At 69.3% G+C, this 19,094-nt stretch carries 19 protein-coding genes; 4 read left to right on the top strand and 15 right to left on the bottom strand.

Features of this window, described 5'->3' with window-relative positions:
- Positions 1-7: 7 nt before the first annotated feature.
- Positions 8-511: a glutathione peroxidase gene (locus tag AB0O65_RS06120; protein WP_191713325.1), complete on the top strand. Its 504-nt coding sequence runs from the start codon at positions 8-10 to the stop codon at positions 509-511.
- On the opposite strand, the gene AB0O65_RS06115 is transcribed toward AB0O65_RS06120, so the two are convergent.
- Positions 512-1,180 carry a DsbA family oxidoreductase gene (locus AB0O65_RS06115; RefSeq protein ID WP_071644754.1) on the bottom strand — a complete coding sequence of 223 codons (669 nt, stop codon included), beginning with the start codon at positions 1,178-1,180 and terminating at the stop codon, positions 512-514.
- A 56-nt stretch (positions 1,181-1,236) separates the two neighbouring features.
- Here AB0O65_RS06115 and AB0O65_RS06110 point away from each other — a divergent pair, with 56 nt between their 5' ends.
- Positions 1,237-1,809 carry an AAA family ATPase gene (locus AB0O65_RS06110; RefSeq protein WP_071644753.1) on the top strand — a complete coding sequence of 191 codons (573 nt, stop codon included), beginning with the start codon at positions 1,237-1,239 and terminating at the stop codon, positions 1,807-1,809.
- A 55-nt stretch (positions 1,810-1,864) separates the two neighbouring features.
- Positions 1,865-3,529, top strand: coding sequence for an HNH endonuclease (locus AB0O65_RS06105; RefSeq protein ID WP_363383675.1), 1,665 nt, complete (start codon positions 1,865-1,867; stop codon positions 3,527-3,529).
- 89 nt (positions 3,530-3,618) lie between these two features.
- On the opposite strand, the gene AB0O65_RS06100 is transcribed toward AB0O65_RS06105, so the two are convergent.
- Together AB0O65_RS06100 and recO are read right to left on the bottom strand one after the other, a co-directional pair.
- The gene (locus AB0O65_RS06100) at positions 3,619-4,422 is read right to left on the bottom strand and encodes an isoprenyl transferase (protein ID WP_363383673.1); all 804 of its coding nucleotides are present in this window, start codon (positions 4,420-4,422) and stop codon (positions 3,619-3,621) included.
- Positions 4,419-5,162 carry a DNA repair protein RecO gene (gene recO / locus AB0O65_RS06095; RefSeq protein ID WP_191713322.1) on the bottom strand — a complete coding sequence of 248 codons (744 nt, stop codon included), beginning with the start codon at positions 5,160-5,162 and terminating at the stop codon, positions 4,419-4,421. The genes AB0O65_RS06100 and recO overlap by 4 nt, the downstream gene beginning before the upstream one ends.
- Positions 5,163-5,198: 36 nt before the next feature.
- Here recO and AB0O65_RS06090 point away from each other — a divergent pair, with 36 nt between their 5' ends.
- On the top strand, positions 5,199-5,885 hold the full coding sequence (locus AB0O65_RS06090; RefSeq protein ID WP_071644749.1) for a TRIC cation channel family protein: 687 nt from the start codon (positions 5,199-5,201) through the stop codon (positions 5,883-5,885).
- A 16-nt stretch (positions 5,886-5,901) separates the two neighbouring features.
- Here the strand turns inward: AB0O65_RS06090 and leuA are convergent, their stop codons facing one another.
- The 12 genes from leuA to lepA form a co-directional block, all read right to left on the bottom strand.
- Complete coding sequence (gene leuA / locus AB0O65_RS06085) at positions 5,902-7,656, bottom strand: 2-isopropylmalate synthase (RefSeq protein ID WP_071644748.1); 1,755 nt, start codon at positions 7,654-7,656, stop codon at positions 5,902-5,904.
- A 207-nt stretch (positions 7,657-7,863) separates the two neighbouring features.
- A complete protein-coding gene (gene era, locus AB0O65_RS06080; RefSeq protein WP_083428810.1) occupies positions 7,864-8,766 on the bottom strand; it encodes a GTPase Era in 903 nt (300 codons plus the stop codon).
- Entirely contained in the window at positions 8,759-10,051 is a 1,293-nt protein-coding gene (locus tag AB0O65_RS06075; RefSeq protein WP_071644746.1) for a hemolysin family protein, read from the bottom strand. The genes era and AB0O65_RS06075 overlap by 8 nt, the downstream gene beginning before the upstream one ends.
- A complete protein-coding gene (ybeY, locus tag AB0O65_RS06070; protein WP_363383669.1) occupies positions 10,048-10,506 on the bottom strand; it encodes an rRNA maturation RNase YbeY in 459 nt (152 codons plus the stop codon). Before ybeY ends, AB0O65_RS06075 begins: the two co-directional genes overlap by 4 nt.
- Entirely contained in the window at positions 10,503-11,528 is a 1,026-nt protein-coding gene (locus AB0O65_RS06065; protein ID WP_363384037.1) for a PhoH family protein, read from the bottom strand. Before AB0O65_RS06065 ends, ybeY begins: the two co-directional genes overlap by 4 nt.
- Before the next feature lie 85 nt (positions 11,529-11,613).
- A complete protein-coding gene (locus AB0O65_RS06060) occupies positions 11,614-11,961 on the bottom strand; it encodes an HIT domain-containing protein (RefSeq protein ID WP_071644744.1) in 348 nt (115 codons plus the stop codon).
- 14 nt (positions 11,962-11,975) lie between these two features.
- On the bottom strand, positions 11,976-12,704 hold the full coding sequence (locus AB0O65_RS06055; RefSeq protein ID WP_363383667.1) for a 16S rRNA (uracil(1498)-N(3))-methyltransferase: 729 nt from the start codon (positions 12,702-12,704) through the stop codon (positions 11,976-11,978).
- Positions 12,705-12,736: 32 nt separating this feature from the next.
- Positions 12,737-13,846, bottom strand: a complete 1,110-nt coding sequence (gene dnaJ / locus AB0O65_RS06050; protein WP_191713318.1) for a molecular chaperone DnaJ — start codon at positions 13,844-13,846, stop codon at positions 12,737-12,739.
- A gap of 43 nt (positions 13,847-13,889) precedes the next feature.
- Complete coding sequence (gene hrcA / locus AB0O65_RS06045) at positions 13,890-14,924, bottom strand: heat-inducible transcriptional repressor HrcA (protein ID WP_313478369.1); 1,035 nt, start codon at positions 14,922-14,924, stop codon at positions 13,890-13,892.
- A gap of 92 nt (positions 14,925-15,016) precedes the next feature.
- The gene (hemW, locus tag AB0O65_RS06040) at positions 15,017-16,243 is read right to left on the bottom strand and encodes a radical SAM family heme chaperone HemW (protein ID WP_313478367.1); all 1,227 of its coding nucleotides are present in this window, start codon (positions 16,241-16,243) and stop codon (positions 15,017-15,019) included.
- Between the two features lie 33 nt (positions 16,244-16,276).
- Positions 16,277-16,927 carry a DUF1990 family protein gene (locus AB0O65_RS06035; protein ID WP_191713315.1) on the bottom strand — a complete coding sequence of 217 codons (651 nt, stop codon included), beginning with the start codon at positions 16,925-16,927 and terminating at the stop codon, positions 16,277-16,279.
- A gap of 60 nt (positions 16,928-16,987) precedes the next feature.
- Complete coding sequence (gene lepA / locus AB0O65_RS06030) at positions 16,988-18,838, bottom strand: translation elongation factor 4 (protein WP_071642932.1); 1,851 nt, start codon at positions 18,836-18,838, stop codon at positions 16,988-16,990.
- Positions 18,839-19,094 lie beyond the last annotated feature (256 nt).

Raw genomic sequence — 19,094 nt, 5'->3', positions numbered from 1 at the left:
TGTGGAGATGGCCGATGCGACCCTGCGACAGATCCCGTTCACCGACGCCGAGGGCGCCTCGAAGACTCTCGACGACATCGGCGCAGACGTGCTGCTGGTGGTGAACGTCGCGTCGAAGTGCGGGCTCACTCCGCAGTACACGCAGCTCGAGCAGCTGCAGCAGCGCTACGCCGATCGCGGTTTCAGCGTCATCGGCTTCCCCTGCAACCAGTTCTTCGGTCAGGAGCCGGGGTCGATCGAGAAGATCCTCGAGTTCTGCTCGACCAGCTACGGCGTCACCTTCCCGATCAACGACAAGGTCAAGGTCAACGGACGCAGCGCGCACGACCTCTACAAGGCTCTGAAGGAGACTCCGGATGCCGATGGCAGGGCCGGCCGGGTGGAGTGGAACTTCGAGAAGTTCCTGGTCGGCGCGGACGGGTCGGTGCAGCGCTTCCGCCCGAAGCAGCTCCCGGACTCCGTCGAGATCGTCTCGGCGATCGAGACGGCTCTGACGGAGGCGGGTCGCTGATCAGCTCGCGGCGCTCTTCTGCGCCCACACGTCGCGGATGACGTTCTCGAACGCCTCGGGAGGCTGGGCACCGCTCACGCCGTACTGGCCGTCGATGACGAAGAACGGCACGCCGTTGATGCCGTAGGCGCGCGCCTGCGCCTGATCTGCGCGGACGGCGTCGAGGTAGGCGCTCGATTCGAGCGCTGAGCGCGCCTCGGCGGCATCCAACCCGACCTCCTCGGCCAGGGCGACCAGATCATCGACACGACCCACGTGCCTGCCCTCGGTGAAGTAGGCCGACATGAGCCTCTCCTCCATCTCGTGCTGCAGGCCCTTCGCCTTCGCGAAGTGCAGCAGCTCGTGCGCCTTGACGGTGTTCGTGTGCTGCAGCAGATCGAAACGGTACTCCAGCCCCGCCGCCGCGGCGACGCTCGTCACCTGCCCGAGCATCTGCTCGACCTGCTCGCGCGGCATGCCCTTGTGCCCGGCGAGGAAGTCGATCTCGTCGCCGTCGAAGTCGACGGGGGTGTCGGGCGAGAGCTCGAACGAGTGGAAGGTGATCCGCACCTGCGGCGCGTCGTCATCGCCGGCGGTCGCGGCGAGCCCCTTCTCGAGGTTGCGCTTGCCGATGTAGCACCAGGGGCAGGCGATGTCGGACCAGATGTCGATGGAGATGGGTTCGCTCACATGGGTGACAACCGCATGCCCCGGTGCGCATATTCCCGATCGACTAGCCTTCTCGGGTGCTGACTGCCGAAGACGCCCTCCCTCTGCGACCGTCGCGGGTGCTGATCGCCGGAGTGACGGGATCAGGCAAGACCACGCTCGCGCGGCGCCTCGCCGTGATCTGGAACCTGCGTCACGTCGAGCTCGACGCCCTGTTCCACGGGCCGGAGTGGACACCTCGGCCCGAGTTCCTCGACGACGTGCGGGCGTTCGCCGCCGATGAGCGCTGGATCACCGAGTGGCAGTACACGAGCAGGGGCACAGAGGCGGTGCTCGCTCCTCGCGCAGAGCTCGTGCTGTGGCTCGATTATCCGTACCGCGTGGTGCGCACGCGGCTCGTGCGCCGCACGGTCGCTCGGCAGGTGCTGAGGACCGAGCTGTGGAACGGCAACCGGGAGCGCGGGATCTCGAACATGTTCCGGCGCGACCCCGAGGAGAACCTCCTGCTGTGGCAGACAAGAACTCTGCACAAGTGGACGGAGCGGATGCCGGATGTCGAACGGCGGCATCCGCATCTGACGATCGTGCGCTTCCGCCATCCGCGCGAGACGGAGCGCTGGCTCGCGCGGCTCGCCGTCGCCGATTCCTGAGCGCCCGCTCTGCCTGCGGCAGCTGAATGTCGGAGGTATGTTCTACCGTTCTCGTATGGCCACCACATCGATTGATCCGTTCGCCCGGCAGCGCGAGCTGTTGGACGAGTGGCTCGATGTGCGCGCCGAGATCAACCGCCTCCAGGCGCGGGCGGCGACGCTGCTGGCTCAGCGCGTGGAGGTGATGGATGCCGATGTCGCCACCGCCCCGATGCATCGTGAGGCGATCCGCCGGTCGATGGTGGCGGAGTACTCCGCAGCCGGGAGGATGGCGAAGGGCGCCGTCGAGCAGGCATTCTCGGACGCCTGCGCACTGCGCGATGACTTCCCGAACCTGCGCGCGTCGTACGCCGCCGGGCGGATCGGCGCGGCGCATGTGCGCGAGATCCTCCGTGCGGCGGGCCCACTGATCCAGGCGCGCAGCGGCGGTACGGCGACCGAGGCGCAGTGGGCGCTGTACGAGGCGGCAGCACTGGAGTTCGCCGAGACCGAAGCCCCGGCCCGAACTCGGGCTCACGTGCGGCAGCTCGTCGCGGCGCTCGCGCCGCAGACAGTGGCCGAGCGGCACCGCGCGGCGACCGCTCAGCAGGTGGTGAGCGTGCGGGAGCTCGACGATGAGATGTCTCTGCTGCAGGCGGTCATGCCCACGTACAAGGCCGTCGCCATCCTCGACCGTCTCACCACGATGGCCCGCACGCAGCGACAGCATCCCGAGAACCGCACTCCCACCCTCCCCGCCGACGTCGAGGCCGATCTCGAGTTCGAGGCCGCTCGCGCCGCGGCCGCAGCGGCGGCCGCCGAGGCCACCGCGGTTGCCACCGGGGCGATCTCCGGAACCGGCGACTCCTGCGCCACCGACCCGTTCGACCCGTCCGACCCGTTCGATGTCCCGGGGGCGTGGGAGGCGTACGACGACGCGATGGAGCGCATCATCGCGGCGGGTCCCACCGTCATCCAGATCCCGACCGACAGCCGCGCGCTGGACGAGATCCGCACCGAACTGCTCAGCGACCTCCTGCTCAGAGCAGCGCCGAGCGCGATCATGGGCACCGGTCTCGAGAACATCCACGCCCGCATCCAGGTCACGGTCGCCGCGACCACCCTCGCCGGTGTCGACGAGACCCCCGCCCAGCTCGACGGCCATGGCACCCTGCACCCCGACACTGCCCGTCGACTCGCCGGGCAGTCCACCGGATGGACCCGTCTGTTCCTCGACCCGACCGGATTCGTCACCGAAACCGACACCTACACCCCGACCGAGCCGATGCGCCGATACCTGCGCGCCCGCGATCAGCACTGCCGTTTCCCCGGCTGCCGCATGCCCGTCCACCGCTGCGAATCCGACCACACCATCGACTGGGCCCGCGGCGGCCCCACCCGCACCGACAACCTCGCCTACCTCTGCCTCACCCACCATGCTCTGAAGCATCCGGACATACCGGCGCAGTTCCGCTGGACTGCCCGTCAGCTGCCCGACTGGTCGCTCGAGTGGACCAGCCCCTCCGGGCGCACCCACCTCGACCCGCCGCCTCGCCGCGTCATGTTCGTGCCCACCGGGCCCTGGCCACCCGACACGTGTGATCCGGCACGGTCCGAGCCACCCGACACGCCCACCCGCGGGGCCGCGCACGGCGACCGGCCCACGCACGTCGACTGGCCGGCGCGTGGCGACTGGGCCGCCCACGACGAGACGCCACCCTGGGAGGCGACTGACACCTGAGCCGCGCAGGTCAGGCGCAGGCTGCTACCAGCCGCGTCAGGCAGCCGCCTCAGGCAGCAGGCTGCTACCAGCCGCCTCAGGCAGCCGCGTCAGGCGGGCGCGTCGGGCGCGTCCACGGCTCCCCCGAAGCGGCGATCCCGCGCCAGGTAGATCTCGATCGCCCGCCACAGCTCCTCGCGGGAGAAGTCCGGCCAGAGCGTGTCGAGGAAGACCATCTCGGCGTACGCGGCCTGCCAGAGCAGGAAGTTCGACGTGCGCTGCTCCCCCGAGCTGCGCAGGAACAGATCGACGTCGGGCATGTCCGGCACGTACAGGTGCCTGCGGATCTGCTTCTCGGTGATGGCGCTCGGGCGCATCCGCCCCGCCTTCACCTCTTCCGCCATGGCCCGCATCGCGTCGACGAGCTCGACGCGGCCGCCGTAGTTCACGCACATGGTGAGGGTGAGCACGTCGTTGTCCTTGGTGAGCTGCTCGGCGAACTGCAGCTCCTTGATGACCGATCCCCACAGGCGCGGCGTGCGCCCGGCCCAGCGCACCCGCACGCCCCACTCGTTGAGCTGATCGCGCCGCCGATGCAGCACGTCGCGGTTGTAGCCCATCAGGAAGCGCACCTCCTCCGGCGAGCGGGCCCAGTTCTCTGTGGAGAACGCGTAGACCGACAGGTGCTTCACCCCCGCCTGGATGGCGCCGGCCACGACATCGAGCAGCACCTCCTCGCCGGCCTTGTGACCCTCGACACGGCTGAGGCCGCGGCGGTTGGCCCAGCGTCCGTTCCCGTCCATCACGATCGCGACATGCTCCGGCACGGCCGGGAACGCCGGCGGAGTCCTGCCTGTCCAGTCGAGCGGGCGGAACGGCACCGCGTCCTTGTGCGTGTAGGGCTTCGGGGTCACCGTGCTCCAATGCTCGACGGGTGGGTGACGTGCTCGAGGGAGCGGATGCCGCGCTCGAGATGCCACTGGGCGTATGCGGCGACCGTGCCGGACGCGGCTGCCATGTCGGCCGGAGCTGCGGCATCCACCATCGTCCAGTCGCCGCCGATCAGCGCCCGCAGCAGCGCCAGCGACGAAGACGAGATCCGCGGGCTGCCGGCGGGGGCGCACGCGTCGCAGACCGACCCGCCCAGCTGCGCCCCGAAATGCCGGTGCGGGCCCGGCGCGCCGCATCGGGCGCAGTCATCGAGAGCCGGAGCCCAGCCCGACAGGGCCATGACGCGAAGCAGGTAGGAGTCCAGGATGCTGCGGGCGGCATGCTCGCCGCGCGAGAGCGACCGCAGCCCCCCGACGAGCAGCAGATACTGCTCAGCGGTCGCCTCGGCCTCGTTGAGCCGGTCGGCGGTCTCGACCATCGCACTGGCCGCGGTGAAGCGCTCGTAGTCGACCGCGATGTCGGCCCCGTAGGCGCCCAGCGACTCGGCCTGCTGCACGATGTCGAGCGATCGCCCCTTGTACATCTGCACATCGGCGACCATGAACGGCTCGAGCCGGGAGCCGAACTTCGACGAGGTGCGCCGCACGCCCTTCGCGACCGCGCGGATCTTTCCGTTGCGCCGTGACAGCATCGTGACGATGCGATCGGCCTCACCCAGCTTGTGGGTGCGCAGGATCACCGCTTCGTCTCGATAGGTGGGCACCCCTCGATTATCTCCCGGGCACGAGAGAATGGACGGGTGACGGAACCGCTCTTCACCATCCCGCTCTGGGCTGATCTGCTCGGCGTCGGGCTCGGCGGCATCCAGGGGGCGATGTTCGCCTCCGGCTTCCAGGGTCAGCGCCGCCTCGACTGGCTCGGCGTCGCGATCATCGGCATCATGATCGGCATGGGCGGCGGTCTCATCCGCGACCTGCTGATCGGTCAGCCCCCCGCGACCCTGCAGAACGACTGGTACCTCATCACCGCGACCGGTGCGGCGCTGTTCGGGATGCTGCTCGCCGGCGTGCTGAACCGCATCAACACCCTGATCGTCGTCCTCGATGCCGCCGTGATCGGCATGTTCGGCGCGTTCGGCGTCAGCAAGGCGATCGCATTCGGGATCCCTCCCGTTCCCGCGGTCTTCATCGGCGTGTGCGCGGCCGTCGGCGGCGGGGTGCTGCGCGATGTGCTGATGGGTCTGCCCGTCGCGATCATGCACGTCGGCTCGCTCTACGCCGTGGCAGCGGGCGCCGGATGCACGGCCATCATCATCCTGAACGCCTTCGACGTCTCGATCACGCTCGCCGCGGTGATCGGGATCGTCGTTACCGCCGTGATCCGGGTGCTCGCCGTCGTGTTCGACGTGTCGCTGCCCGAGCAGCGCCGCCTGTACCGCCGCAAGGTGGCCACCGAGACGGGCATGATCCCGATCATCAAGCCGTGATCGGGATCATGCGCGCTCAGACTCCGGCGAGCTCGGCCTCGCGGGTGCGGATCGAGCGGTTCACGCACGAGACGATCGCCTTGAGCGACGCCGTCGAGATGTCGCCGTCGATGCCGACGCCCCAGAGCCGCTGGTCGTCGACCTGCAGCTCGACGTAGGCGGCCGCCTGCGCGTCGCCGCCGGTGGAGAGCGTGTGCTCGACGTAGTCGTACAGCGAGATCTCGAAGCCGCGTTCGCGCAGCACCTCGATGAACGCCGCGATCGGGCCGTTGCCCCGACCGGACGCCTGCTCGCTGGTCTCCCCGTCGCGCAGCACGACGTCGAGCGCGACCTCCCCCGACATGTCGCTGCGGGTCTGCGTGCCGAGCAGCTCGAAACGACCCCACTTCGCGCTCTCGTCGTCGGACGGCAGGTACTCGTCGTGGAAGATCGACCAGATCTGCTCGCTGGTGACCTCGCCGCCCTCGGCATCCGTCTTCGCCTGCACCACACCCGAGAACTCGATCTGCAGCTTGCGCGGCAGATCGAGCGCGTGGTCGGTCTTCAGCAGGTAGGCGACGCCGCCCTTGCCCGACTGCGAGTTGACGCGGATGACGGCCTCGTACGAACGGCCGAGGTCCTTCGGGTCGACCGGCAGGTAGGGCACGCCCCACTCGATCTCGTCGACCGATACGCCCTGGTCCGCGGCCTTCGCGGCCATGGCCTCGAACCCCTTCTTGATCGCGTCCTGGTGCGATCCGCTGAACGCGGTGAAGACGAGGTCGCCCGCCCACGGGCTGCGCTCGGGCACGGGCAGCTGGTTGCAGTACTCGACCGTGCGCTTGACCTGGTCGATGTCGCTGAAGTCGATCTGCGGGTCGATGCCCTGCGTGAACAGGTTGATGCCCAGCGCCACCAGGTCGACGTTCCCGGTGCGCTCGCCGTTGCCGAACAGGCATCCCTCGATGCGGTCGGCGCCGGCGAGATACCCGAGCTCGGCCGCGGCGATCGCGGTGCCGCGGTCGTTGTGCGGGTGCAGCGACAGGATCACGTTCTCGCGGTGGGCCAGGTGGCGGTTCATCCACTCGATCGAGTCGGCGTACACGTTGGGCGAGGCCATCTCGACGGTCGCCGGCAGGTTGATGATGACCTTGCGGGCTGGCGTCGGCTCGAGCACGTCGAGCACGGCGTTGCAGACCTCCACGGCGTACTCCAGCTCGGTGCCCGTGTAGCTCTCCGGCGAGTACTCGTAGTAGACCTGCGTGTCGGGGATGCGCTTCTCGAACTGCCGGCACAGACGCGCGCCTTCCAGGGCGATCTGCTTGACGCCTTCACGATCGGAGCGGAAGACGACCTCGCGCTGCAGCACGCTCGTGGAGTTGTAGAAGTGCACGATGGCCTGCTTGGCCCCGGTGATGGCCTCGTAGGTGCGCTCGATCAGGTGCTCACGGCACTGCGTCAGCACCTGGATCGTGACGTCGTCGGGGATGAGGTCCTCTTCGATCAGCTGCCGCACGAAGTCGAAGTCGGTCTGGCTGGCCGACGGGAAGCCGACCTCGATCTCCTTGTACCCCATGCTCACGAGCAGCTCGAACATCACGCGCTTGCGCTCGGGCGACATGGGGTCGATGAGCGCCTGATTGCCGTCGCGCAGATCCACCGCGCACCAGCGCGGCGCTTCGGTGATCCGCTTCGACGGCCAGGTGCGGTCTTCGAGATCGATGCGGATCTGCTCGTGGAAGGGACGGTACTTGTGCACCGGCATCGAGGAGGGCTTCTGGTTGTTCTTCATGATGGGGCTGCTTCTCTTCGTCGGAAAACGTGCTCGGGCCAACACAAGCGCCGCGACGAGAGAGGCCCGATTGTCAGGACTCGTCGCGGCAGCTAAGAAGAAGCAGACCGCCCAGAGGCATGCATCGATGCTAACACCCCGCTTGGCAGGATGCTCACCCGGGAGGCGATTCAGGCGATCGACGCGAGCTGCCCGCCCGGATGCCCCTCAGAACCCGAGCCGCCCCAGCTGCTTCGGATCGCGCTGCCACTCCTTCGCGACCTTCACATGCAGCTTCAAGAACACGCGCGTGCCGAGGAGCTCCTCGATCCCCGCGCGTGCAGCCGCGCCGACGTCGCGCAGGCGAGCGCCCTTGCGCCCGATGATGATCGCCTTCTGGCTGTCGCGTTCGACGACGATCGATGCGTGGATGTCGGTGAGGTCGCTGTCCTCCCGGGCTGCCACGTCATCGACGACGACCGCGATCGAGTGCGGCAGCTCGTCGCGCACGCCCTCCAGCGCCGCCTCGCGGATGATCTCGGCGATGCGGTCCTCATCCGACTCGTCGGTGACGATCCCCTCGTCGTAGAGGCGCGGACCGATGGGCATCAGCTGCAGCATCTCGTCGGCCAGCACGTCGAGCTGCTCGCGGGTCAGTGCCGACAGCGGGATCACGGCGGCCCAGTCCTCGCGCAGCGAGTCGACCTCCATGAGCCGCTCGACGATGTCGTCGCGGTGCGCGGCATCGGTCTTGGTCACGATCGCGACCTTCTTCGCACGAGAGTAGCCGTCCAACGACGCGGCGATGCGCCGGTCTCCTGGGCCGACCTTCTCGGTGGCCGGCACGCAGAATCCGATCACGTCGACGTCGCCGAGCACCTGCTCGACCAGGTCGTTCAGCCGCTCGCCGAGGAGCGTGCGGGGCTTGTGGATGCCGGGTGTGTCGACGATCACGAGCTGACCGTCGGGGCGGTTCAGGATGCCCCGGATCGCCCGTCGCGTGGTCTGCGGCTTCTCGCTCGTGATCGCGATCTTCTCACCCACCAGGGCGTTCGTCAGCGTCGACTTGCCGACGTTCGGTCGCCCGACGAAGGTCACGAATCCGCTGCGCGTCTTCTCTCGATCAGTCATCGCCCTGTCCTCCATCGCGTTCATCATCCCAACCCGCAGCCGCCCGCTCGACGAACACCGTCGCGATCCCGCGCCCGCGGCCGCGCGACGCCCCGCCGGTGAGCACGAGGCCCTGCACGGTCACCGTGGCACCCGGCTGCGGGATCCGACCGAGCTCCTTCGCCAGCAGGCCGCCGATCGAATCGACGTCGTCGTCTTCGAGCTCGAGCCCGAACAGGTCGCCCACGTCTTCCAGACCGAGGCGGGAGTTGACGCGGTAGCGGCCGTCGGGCAGCTCCACCACCTCGGCCGGTCCCCGGTCGTACTCGTCCGCGATCTCGCCGACGAGCTCCTCGATGAGATCCTCGAGCGTGACCAGGCCCGAGATACCGCCGTGCTCGTCGATGACCATGCACACGTGCACCGCGTCGCGCTTCATCTGCTGAAGCAGCGTCTCGGCGCGCATCGACTCGGGCACGTAGACCGCCGGTCGCGCGATCGGCCGCACGGGCCGCCCACGCCACGCGCTCTCGTCGCGGTACGCGAACTGCACGAGGTCCTTCAGGTACAGCACACCGACGACGTCATCCGCGTCGTCGTCGACGACCGGCATGCGCGAGACGCCGGTGCGCAGAAAGAGCTCCATCGCCTCGGTGGTGGTCGCCTCGGCATCCACCGTCATCATCTCGGTGCGCGGCACCATCACCGCGCGCACGAACTGGTCGGTGAAGTCGAACACGGAGTGGATCAGGTCGCGGTCGTCCTCCTCGATGAGCAGGTTCGACGCCGCCTCGTCGACCATGCTCAGCAGCTGCTCCTCAGAGGCGAAGCTGCTGCGACCGGTGCCCGGTGTCACGCGCTGACCGGCCGAGACGAGAGCCTGGGCGAGCGGCCCGAGCAGGATGCGCATGCCGCGCACGACGGGCGCCCAGGTGCGCAGCATCGACGTCGCGTGCAGCCGGCCGAACGAGCGGGGGCTCGATCCGACGAGCACGAACGTGATGGCCGTCATCAGCACCGCGGCCGCCAGCATCGCCCACCAGATGCTCGGCAGCAGGGCGTCGAGCGCGACGGTGACGAGCACCGCGGCCGTGGTCTCGGAGAGCACGCGCATGAACGCCACGGCGTTCACGTGCGGCGCGGGATCGGCGGCGATGCGCGCGAGGGCCTCGGCGTTGCGGCCATCGGCCGACATGTTCTCGAGGTCGCTGTTCGAGCTGACCGAGAAGGCCGCGTCGACCGCGGCCATCAGGCCGCCGAAGGCGACCAGCAGCACGGCGGCCGCGAGGAGTATCGCGGGGGTCATCGACCGCGTTCGACGCGCGCGAAGCCCTCGATCAGCGACTTCTGCAGCCCGAACATCTCACGCTCCTCGTCGGGTTCGGCGTGGTCGAAGCCGAGCAGGTGCAGCAGACCGTGCGTGGTCAGCAGGATGAGCTCGTCCATCAGCGAGTGACCGGCGGTCTGCGCCTGAGCCTCCGCGACCTGCGGGCACAGCACGATGTCTCCGAGCAGGCCGGAAGGCGTCGGGTTCTCCGGACTGCCCGGACGCAGCTCGTCCATCGGGAAGCTCAGCACGTCGGTGGGGCCCGGCTCATCCATCCACTGCACGTGCAGCGACTCCATGGCGCCCTCGTCGACGAGCACGATCGCGACCTCCGCGTCGGGGCTGACGTGCAGCTGCGCGAGGTTGAAGTCGGTGAGTCGCTGCAGCACGGTCTCGTCGACGGCGATCGCCGATTCGTTGTTGATCTCGATCACTTCAGGCCTCGCTTCGGCATGCGGTCTCGGGGTTTCTGCGGCTGCCCGTTGCGGCGCTCGGCGCGGTTCGCGAACTGGTGCGCCTGCTCGCGCTCGACCCGCGCTGCGGTGCGCTGCTCGTCGTACTCGCTGTACGCGTCGACGATGCGGCCGACCAGCGAATGCCGCACGACGTCGTCGCTCGTCAGTCGTGAGAAGTGGATGTCGTCGATGTCGCCGAGCACCCGGGTGACCAGGCGGAGTCCGGACGCACCCTGGGGCAGGTCGATCTGGGTGATGTCACCGGTGACCACCATCTTCGTGCCGAAGCCCAGGCGGGTGAGGAACATCTTCATCTGCTCGGGGGTGGTGTTCTGCGCCTCGTCGAGCACGACGAAGGAGTCGTTCAGCGTCCGGCCGCGCATGTACGCGAGAGGGGCGACCTCGATGGTGCCGGTCGCCATCAGGCGCGGCACGACCTCGGGGTCCATCATCTCGTTGAGCGCGTCGTACAGCGGGCGCAGATACGGGTCGATCTTGTCGGTCAGCGAGCCCGGCAGGAACCCGAGCCTCTCCCCCGCCTCCACAGCCGGCCTGGTGAGGATGATGCGCTGCACCTCCTTGCGCTGCAGCGCCTGCACGGCCTTCGCCATCGCCAGATAGGTCTTGCCCGTGCCGGCCGGACCGATGCCGAACACGATGGTGTTCTGCTCGATCGCGTCGACGTACTTCTTCTGACCGAGGGTCTTCGGGCGGATCACCCTGCCGCGGGTCGACAGGATCGCCTCACCGAGCACCTCGCTGGGTCGGGGCCCGTCGTCGCGACGAAGGATGCGCGCGGAGTGCTCGACGTCGCTGGGCGCGAGGTCGTGGCCGGAGCGGGTCATCTCGATCAGCTCGTCGACGAGCCGCTTCGCCGCCGCGACGTCGGCGCTCGATCCGCCCAGCGTGATCTCGTTGCCGCGCACCATCACCTGCACGCTCGGATGCTGCTTCTCGAGCATCCGCAGCAGGCGGTCCTGCGGGCCGAGCAGCTGCACCATGGCGACGCCGTCGGCGAAGATGCGCTCGACGCGCTCGGGCTGCGCGGGGAATCGCGGGGGGCCGCTCTCGGCGGGTGCGCTGTCGTCAGAAGCCAACGAGCTTGCCCTCCTCGATGTTCCCGAGCACGTGCGCGTGCACGTGGAACACCGACTGCGCGGCGCTGGCGCCGTTGTTGAAGATCAGGCGGTACTCGCCGTTGGCGTGCTCGGTGGCGATCTGCTTGGCGACGGCGACCATGTCGGCCATCAGGCCGGGGTCGCCGGCGGCGAGCTCGGTGACGTCGCGGTACTGCTCGGTCTTGGGGATCACGAGTGCGTGCAGCGGAGCCTGCGGATCGATGTCGCGGATCGCGAACACGCGGTCGTTCTCGGCGAGGATGTCGCCGGGGATCTCCCCGTTCAGGATGCGGGTGAAGATCGAGGGTTCGCTCATGCCTGCAAGTCTATTCACCAGCGGCCCAGGTTGGCCGAGAGCACCGCGATCGCGGCGGGGCCGGCGGTCGAGGTGCGCAGCACCGTGTCGCCCAGGCGGACGCGTTCGGCGCCCGCCGCCTCGAGACGCTCCAGCTCGTCGGGGGCGATGCCGCCTTCGGGGCCGACCACCAGCACGAGATCGCGCCCGTCGGGACGGATGCCGGTGAGCGGCGTCTCGGTCCACGGATCGAGCACGAGCAGTCGCGCGTGCGCCGCTCGCTCGGCGAGCTGGGCGGTGGACTGCACCGCCGAGACATCGGGAACCCAGGCCCGGTGCGACTGCTTGGCCGCCTCGCGCACGATCGCCGCCCAGCGCTCGCGGCCCTTCGCCGCCTTCGGTCCCTCCCAGCGCGACACGCTGCGCGCGGCCTGCCACGGGATCACCTCGTCGACCCCGAGCTCGCACGCGGCCTGCACGGCCAGCTCGTCGCGGTCTCCCTTCGCGAGAGCCTGCGCGAGCACGATGCGCGTCTCGGGGCCGTCGTGCACGCGGCGCTCGGTGATCCGCACGCTCACCTGCGATGCGGTGACGTCCTCCGCCGCGCCCTCGAGCCACACACCGCGGCCGTCGCCGATCGTCACGGTCTCGCCGACGCGCACACGACGCACCAGCGACGCGTGCTTCGCCTCGGCGCCGGTGAACCGGACGAGTTCTCCGATCGCGGCGTCGGTGCAGTCGGGTACGACGAAGTGCAGGGCCATGGGGCTCCGATCGGCTGTGGTGCGGGAGTCGGTCAGTGGCTGCGGAAGCGGTCGCGCAGCTTCGAGAACAGCCCCTGCTGGAACTGGGCGAGTCTGGGGGCCGGGGCCTTCGCCTTCTTCGCGAAGTCCTCGATGAGCTTGCGCTGCGCGCCGTCGAGCTTGGTCGGCGTGATCACCTGCACGCCGACGCGCAGGTCACCGCGCTGCGATCCGCGCAACGGGGTGATGCCCCGCCCGCCGATGGTGAGCACGTCGCCGGACTGCACGCCGGAGCGCAGCTCGAGGTCGACCGAGCCGTCGAGGCCCTCGATCGTCGTGGTGGTGCCCAGGATGGCATCCGTCATCGACACCTCGAGAGTCGCCAGCAGGTCGTCGCCGTCCCGGCTGAAGACCGGATGCGGTGCGACGGCCACCTCGACGTACAGGTCGCCGTGCGGGCCGCCCGCGCGGCCGACCTCGCCCGAGCCGGGCAGCTGCAGGCGCAGGCCGGTCTCGACGCCCGCCGGGATGTCGAGGGCGACCGTGCGACGCGAGCGCACCCGGCCCTGCCCGGCGCACGATCCGCACGGGTTCGGGATGACGGTGCCGTAGCCCTCGCAGGAGCCGCACGGCTGGGTGGTGACGACGTTGCCGAGCAGGCTGCGCACCTGGCGCTGCACGTGGCCGCTGCCGCCGCAGACATCGCAGGTGACCGGAGACGTCCCTGGCTGGCAGCAGCTGCCCTGGCAGGTCTCGCAGAGCACCGCGGTGTCGACCTCGATGTCCCTGTGCACGCCGAAGACGACGTCACCGAGCTCGAGGTCGATGCGCACCAGGGCATCCTGGCCCCGCTCCCGACGCGACCGCGGACGCGCAGATCGGGCGCCGCCCGCCGCGCCGAAGAACGTCTCGAAGATGTCGCCGAAGCCGCCGAACCCTCCGCCGAAGCCGCCGTTCTGGTCGCCACCCATGTCGTAGCGACGCCGGGAGTCCTCGTCGCTGAGCACGTCGTAGGCGTGCGTGACGAGCTTGAACCGCTCCGCCGCGTCCTCCCCCGGGTTCACATCGGGGTGCAGCTGCCTGGCGAGCTTGCGGTAGGCCTTCTTGATCTCGTCCTGGGAGGCGTCCTTCGACACCCCGAGGACCTCGTAGTGATCCGCCACGGTCACCTTTCTTCGTGTGCGTTCGTGTGTGCGGCCGCCCACATCAGCGGGCCGCCTCGTCTTCGTCGAGCATGCGCGACAGGTAGCGGGCCACGGCCCGTGCTGCGGCGAGGTTGCTCGGGTAGTCCATGCGGGTCGGCCCCATCACGCCGACGCGGGCCGTGCCCCCGGGGGCGGCGTAGTTGCTCGCGACGATCGATGCCTCACCGAGCCCGAACGGGGCGTTCTCGGTGCCGATGCTGGTGGCGAGACCGTGCTCGTCGGTCACCATCTCGCTCATCAGCCGCAGCAGGGTCACCTGCTCCTCGATCGCCTCGAGCAGGGGGTGGATGCTGCCGCGGAAGTCCTGTTCGCGTCGCGCGAGCGTGGCCGCCCCCGCCATCACCAGCCGCTCCTGCCGGAACTCGGCCAGCTCCTCGGCGATCACCCCGGCCAGTGCCGACAGGGCCGGCTGCAGCCGGGAACCGGTCTGCAGCTCGACGGCGGATGCGATCCGCTCGGCGGCCTCGCCGACGGCACGGCCGGTGATGAGCGCGGCGAGCTGGGCGCGCAGCACAGCCAGGTCGGTGTCGTCGATGTCCATGGGCAGCGGGCAGATGCGCTGCGACACGCCGCCGGCGTCGGTGACCAGCACGACCAGCACGCGATTCGGTGCCAGCGCGACGAGCTCGACGTGGGTGATGCTCGCCCGCGCGAACGACGGGTACTGGGCGAGCGCGACCTGACCGGTGAGCTGGGTCAGCACGCGCACCGTGCGTGCCATGAGGTCGTCCAGGTCGCTCGGCGCGGCGAGGAAGGATTCGATGGCCGTGCGCTGCGGCGCCGAGAGGGGTCGCAGCTGAGCGAGGTGGTTGACGAAGACCCGGTAGCCCTTGTCGGTCGGCACCCGCCCCGACGAGGTGTGCGGCGCGGTGATGAGCTCCTCGTCCTCGAGCTGGGCCATGTCGTTGCGGATGGTCGCGGCGGACACGCCGAATGCGTGCCGCTCGACGATCGACCTGCTCCCGACGGGCTCGTGGGTCGCGACATAGTCCTGCACGATCGCACGGAGGACCTCAAGGCCTCGTTGTGTGACCATCATCCCTCCCGCTGGCACTCGAACGTTCCGAGTGCCAATCCTACCCGTTCGCGCCCGGCACCCGTCCGCGCGCCCTGTTCCGGCCTCGCCCGCTAGTCGGTGAGCGCGCGCACGACGGCATCCGCCAGCAGCCGACCCCGCAGGGTGAGGCGCACGCGACGCTGGCGCAGAGCCGCTGCCGCATCGACGAGTCCGTCGGAGATCAGCTCCGCGACCCGGTCGCGACGCCCTTCGGGGATGTCGTCGATCGGCAGGCCCTCCGCAAGACGACTCTGCAGCAGCACGCGCTCCAGCGTGCGCGCCTCGAGGTCCGGCCGCTCGCGGCCGGCCGCCGGAGACTCGCCGAGCGCGAGCCGCTGCGCGTACGCGGCCGGGTGCTTCACGTTCCACCAGCGCAGGCCCGCGACATGGCTGTGCGCCCCTGGCCCGAAGCCCCACCAGTCCGCGCCCCGCCAGTAGGCCATGTTGTGCCGCGAGCGGTGGTCGTCGCCGTCGGCGCGGGCCCAGTTGCTCACCTCGTACCACTCGAAGCCCGCGGCGCCCAGCCGCTGATCCGCGCTCTCGTACATGTCGGCCTGCAGGTCGTCGTCGGGCGCCGGCACCTCACCCCGCCGGATCTGCCTGGCGAGCTTGGTGCCGTCCTCGATGATCAGCGCGTACGCCGAGATGTGATCGGGCTCGAGGGCGAGAGCCGCGTCGAGCGAGCGCTCCCAGTCGGCCAGCGACTCCCCCGGAGCGCCGTAGATGAGGTCGACGCTCACGTCGAGGCCCGCATCGCGTGCGGCGTCGACGGCCGTGCGGACGTTCTCGGGCCGGTGGGTGCGGTCCAGCGCCGCCAGCACGTGAGGCACCGCGGACTGCATCCCGATGGACAGCCGAGTGACCCCCGCATCCACCAGCGTCCGCACCACCTCGGGGGTCACGGTGTCGGGGTTGGCCTCGACGCTCACCTCCGCGCCGTCGCGGATGCCGAACGCCGCCGTCGCCGCGGTGAGCATCCGCGCGAGGTCGCCGGCGGGGAGCAGGGTGGGCGTGCCGCCGCCGAAGAAGACGGTGTCGAGCGGGCGGATGCCGTCGGCTTCGGCGAGCACCTTCCCCGCGAGCGCGATCTCGCGGATCAGCGTGTCGGCGTACTCGTCCTGCTTCGCTCCGCGCAGCTCGGTCGCGGTGTAGGTGTTGAAATCGCAGTAGCCGCAGCGCACGCGGCAGAACGGCACGTGCAGGTACGCCGAGAACGGCGTGGAGCGGTCGAGGGCGAGATCATCGGGGAGACGGCCGTCGGCCGGTGCCGGATCCCCGATCGGGAGGGGCCCGGCCATCAGAGTGCGAGTGTCATCGGAGTGCGAGCGCCATCAGATCGGGGTCGCGTACAGGGGTGAGATGGCACGCAGGTAGAGGGAGAACAGCTCGCGCCGTCGACGACGCACCATTCCGGGCAGCCGGTACAGCAGCGCCACGGGAGCGTCGAACGCCCGCACGGTGAACCACACCTCGTCGGTGTCCTCACGCCACTCGATGTCGAACGACTCCTCGCCGCTGACCACGGAGCCGCCGACGGTGCCGAGGACGAACCCGACGCGGCGGCGCTCCTCGGTCACCGAGATCACGCGCAGCTCGGCGTCCGCTCTCATGCCCTTGACCCTGCCGTGCAGCTTGAGCGTCATGCCGGGCGCGACGAACGGCATCCCGTCGGCGGCGAAGCGCTGCTCGACCTGGGTGCGGTTCGGGGCGATGGGCGCGCCCTCGGCGTCGAAGCTGACGCCGGTGTAGGCGGAGCCTGCGGCCGGGCGCACGTCGCGCAGCTCGAGTCCGGCGGCGCGCTGCGCGGTCCACGACAGCAGCGACTCTCCTGCGGTGCGGAAACGCTCTTCGCCGCTGCCGAGACGCCAGGATGCCTCCGCGGGAATGCTGCGCTCCGGCGGGTACTGCATCAGGTCGGGCGCGTGGGTCGCGCCCACCGCGGCATAGTCAACCGTGCCTTCTCGGAAAGTCCCCCGACGCATGATCTCCAGCCTAAGCGACCTGTCTGAACAGTCTCCGAACGACACCGCGTCCCGAGCGACCTACTTCTTGTCCTTGCCCTCGACGTCACCCGACAGCGCGGCTATGAACGCCTCCTGGGGCACTTCGACGCGACCGACCATCTTCATGCGCTTCTTGCCCTCCTTCTGCTTCTCGAGCAGCTTGCGCTTGCGGCTGATGTCACCGCCGTAGCACTTGGCCAGCACGTCCTTGCGGAGGGCGCGGATGGTCTCGCGGGCGATGATGCGCGCGCCGATGGCGGCCTGGATGGGCACCTCGAAGTTCTGCCGCGGGATGAGCTTGCGCAGGCGCTCGGCCATCATCGTGCCGTAGGCGTACGCCTTCTCGCGGTGCACGATCGCGCTGAACGCGTCGACCTTGTCGCCCTGGAGCAGCACGTCGACCTTGACCAGGTCGCCCTCCTGCTGGCCGTCCGGCTCGTAGTCCAGGCTCGCGTAGCCCTGCGTCTTCGACTTCAGCTGGTCGAAGAAGTCGAACACGATCTCACCGAGCGGCATGCGATAGCGCAGCTCGACGCGCTCCTCGGAGAAGTACTCCATGCCCAGCAGCGCACCGCGGCGCGACTGGCAGAGCTCCATGACCGTGCCGACATAGTCCTTCGGCAGCAGGATCGCGGTCTTCACCATCGGCTCCGAGACGGAGGCGACGCGGCCGTCGGGGTACTCGCTCGGGTTGGTCACGATCACCGTCTCGCCGGTGTCGGTGAGGACCTCGTAGATCACGCTGGGCGCGGTGGTGATCAGGTCGAGCCCGAATTCGCGCGAGAGCCGTTCGGTGATGATCTCGAGGTGCAGCAGCCCGAGGAATCCGCAGCGGAAGCCGAAGCCGAGTGCGACGGACGTCTCGGGCTCGTACTGCAGCGACGCGTCGGACAGCTTGAGCTTGTCCAGTGCCTCGCGCAGGTCGGCGTAGTCGCTGCCGTCGATCGGGTAGATGCCCGAGAACACCATCGGCTTCGGGTCGGTGTAGCCGGCGAGGGCCTCGGTGGCGGCGCCCCTGGCGGTGGTGACGGTGTCACCGACCTTCGACTGGCGCACATCCTTCACACCCGTGATCAGGTATCCCACCTCGCCGACGCCGAGCCCGTTCGACGGGATCGGCTCGGGGCTGGACACCCCGATCTCGAGAAGATCGTGCATCGCCCTGGTCGACATCATCTGGATGCGCTCGCGCGGGTTCAGCTTGCCGTCGACCATGCGCACGTAGGTGACCACGCCGCGGTACGAGTCGTACACCGAGTCGAAGATCATGGCCCGCGCCGGAGCATCCGGATCGCCGACCGGCGCCGGGATGTCCTGCACGATCCGGTCGAGCAGCTCCTCGACCCCGACACCCGTCTTGCCCGAGACGCGGAGCACGTCGTCGGGGCTGCCGCCGATCAGATCGGCGAGCTCCTTCGCGAACTTCTCGGGGTCGGCGGCCGGGAGATCGATCTTGTTCAGCACCGGGATGATGTGCAGGTCGTTCTCGAGTGCCAGGTACAGGTTGGCGAGGGTCTGCGCCTCGATGCCCTGCGCTGCATCGACGAGCAGGATCGCGCCCTCGCAGGCGGCGAGGGATCGGGACACCTCGTAGGTGAAGTCCACGTGGCCCGGGGTGTCGATCATGTTGAGCGCGAAGGTCTCGCCGTCGGCCGACCACGGCATCCGCACGGCCTGGCTCTTGATCGTGATGCCGCGCTCGCGCTCGATGTCCATCCGGTCGAGGTACTGGGCGCGCATGTCACGATCCGCCACCGAGCCGGTGACCTGCAGCATCCGATCGGCCAGGGTCGACTTGCCGTGGTCGATGTGGGCGATGATGCAGAAGTTGCGGATCTGCGTGGCGGGCGTCGCGGCAGGCGACAGCGGGGTGTGAGCGCGGGGTGACATGTGGTCCTTGAGGCGTCCGAGAGGGTTCAGGCAAGTCTACGTTCAGCCCGGCTCAATCCCCCATTCGGGTGAGCCGGTGATAGTCTCGCGAAGTTGTCCGAGGCGACCTGGTGACACTGGGTCTCATCGGCTATACGACTCCGTCACAGCCTCCCTGCGGGTGTCGGCGTAGGCTGGAGGCGGAATGACCCAGAAAGTCATCCCGACTCAGCGTCGCGTCGGAGATCCCGGGCACGGCTGTAGAAGAGAAAGACCC

Origin of the sequence: Microbacterium sp. NPDC077391, from assembly GCF_040686955.1 — a bacterium.
Taxonomy (GTDB): domain Bacteria; phylum Actinomycetota; class Actinomycetes; order Actinomycetales; family Microbacteriaceae; genus Microbacterium; species Microbacterium commune.
The sequence above is the reverse complement of the archived record's forward strand: the minus strand, read 5'-3'. Positions and strand labels throughout refer to the sequence as shown.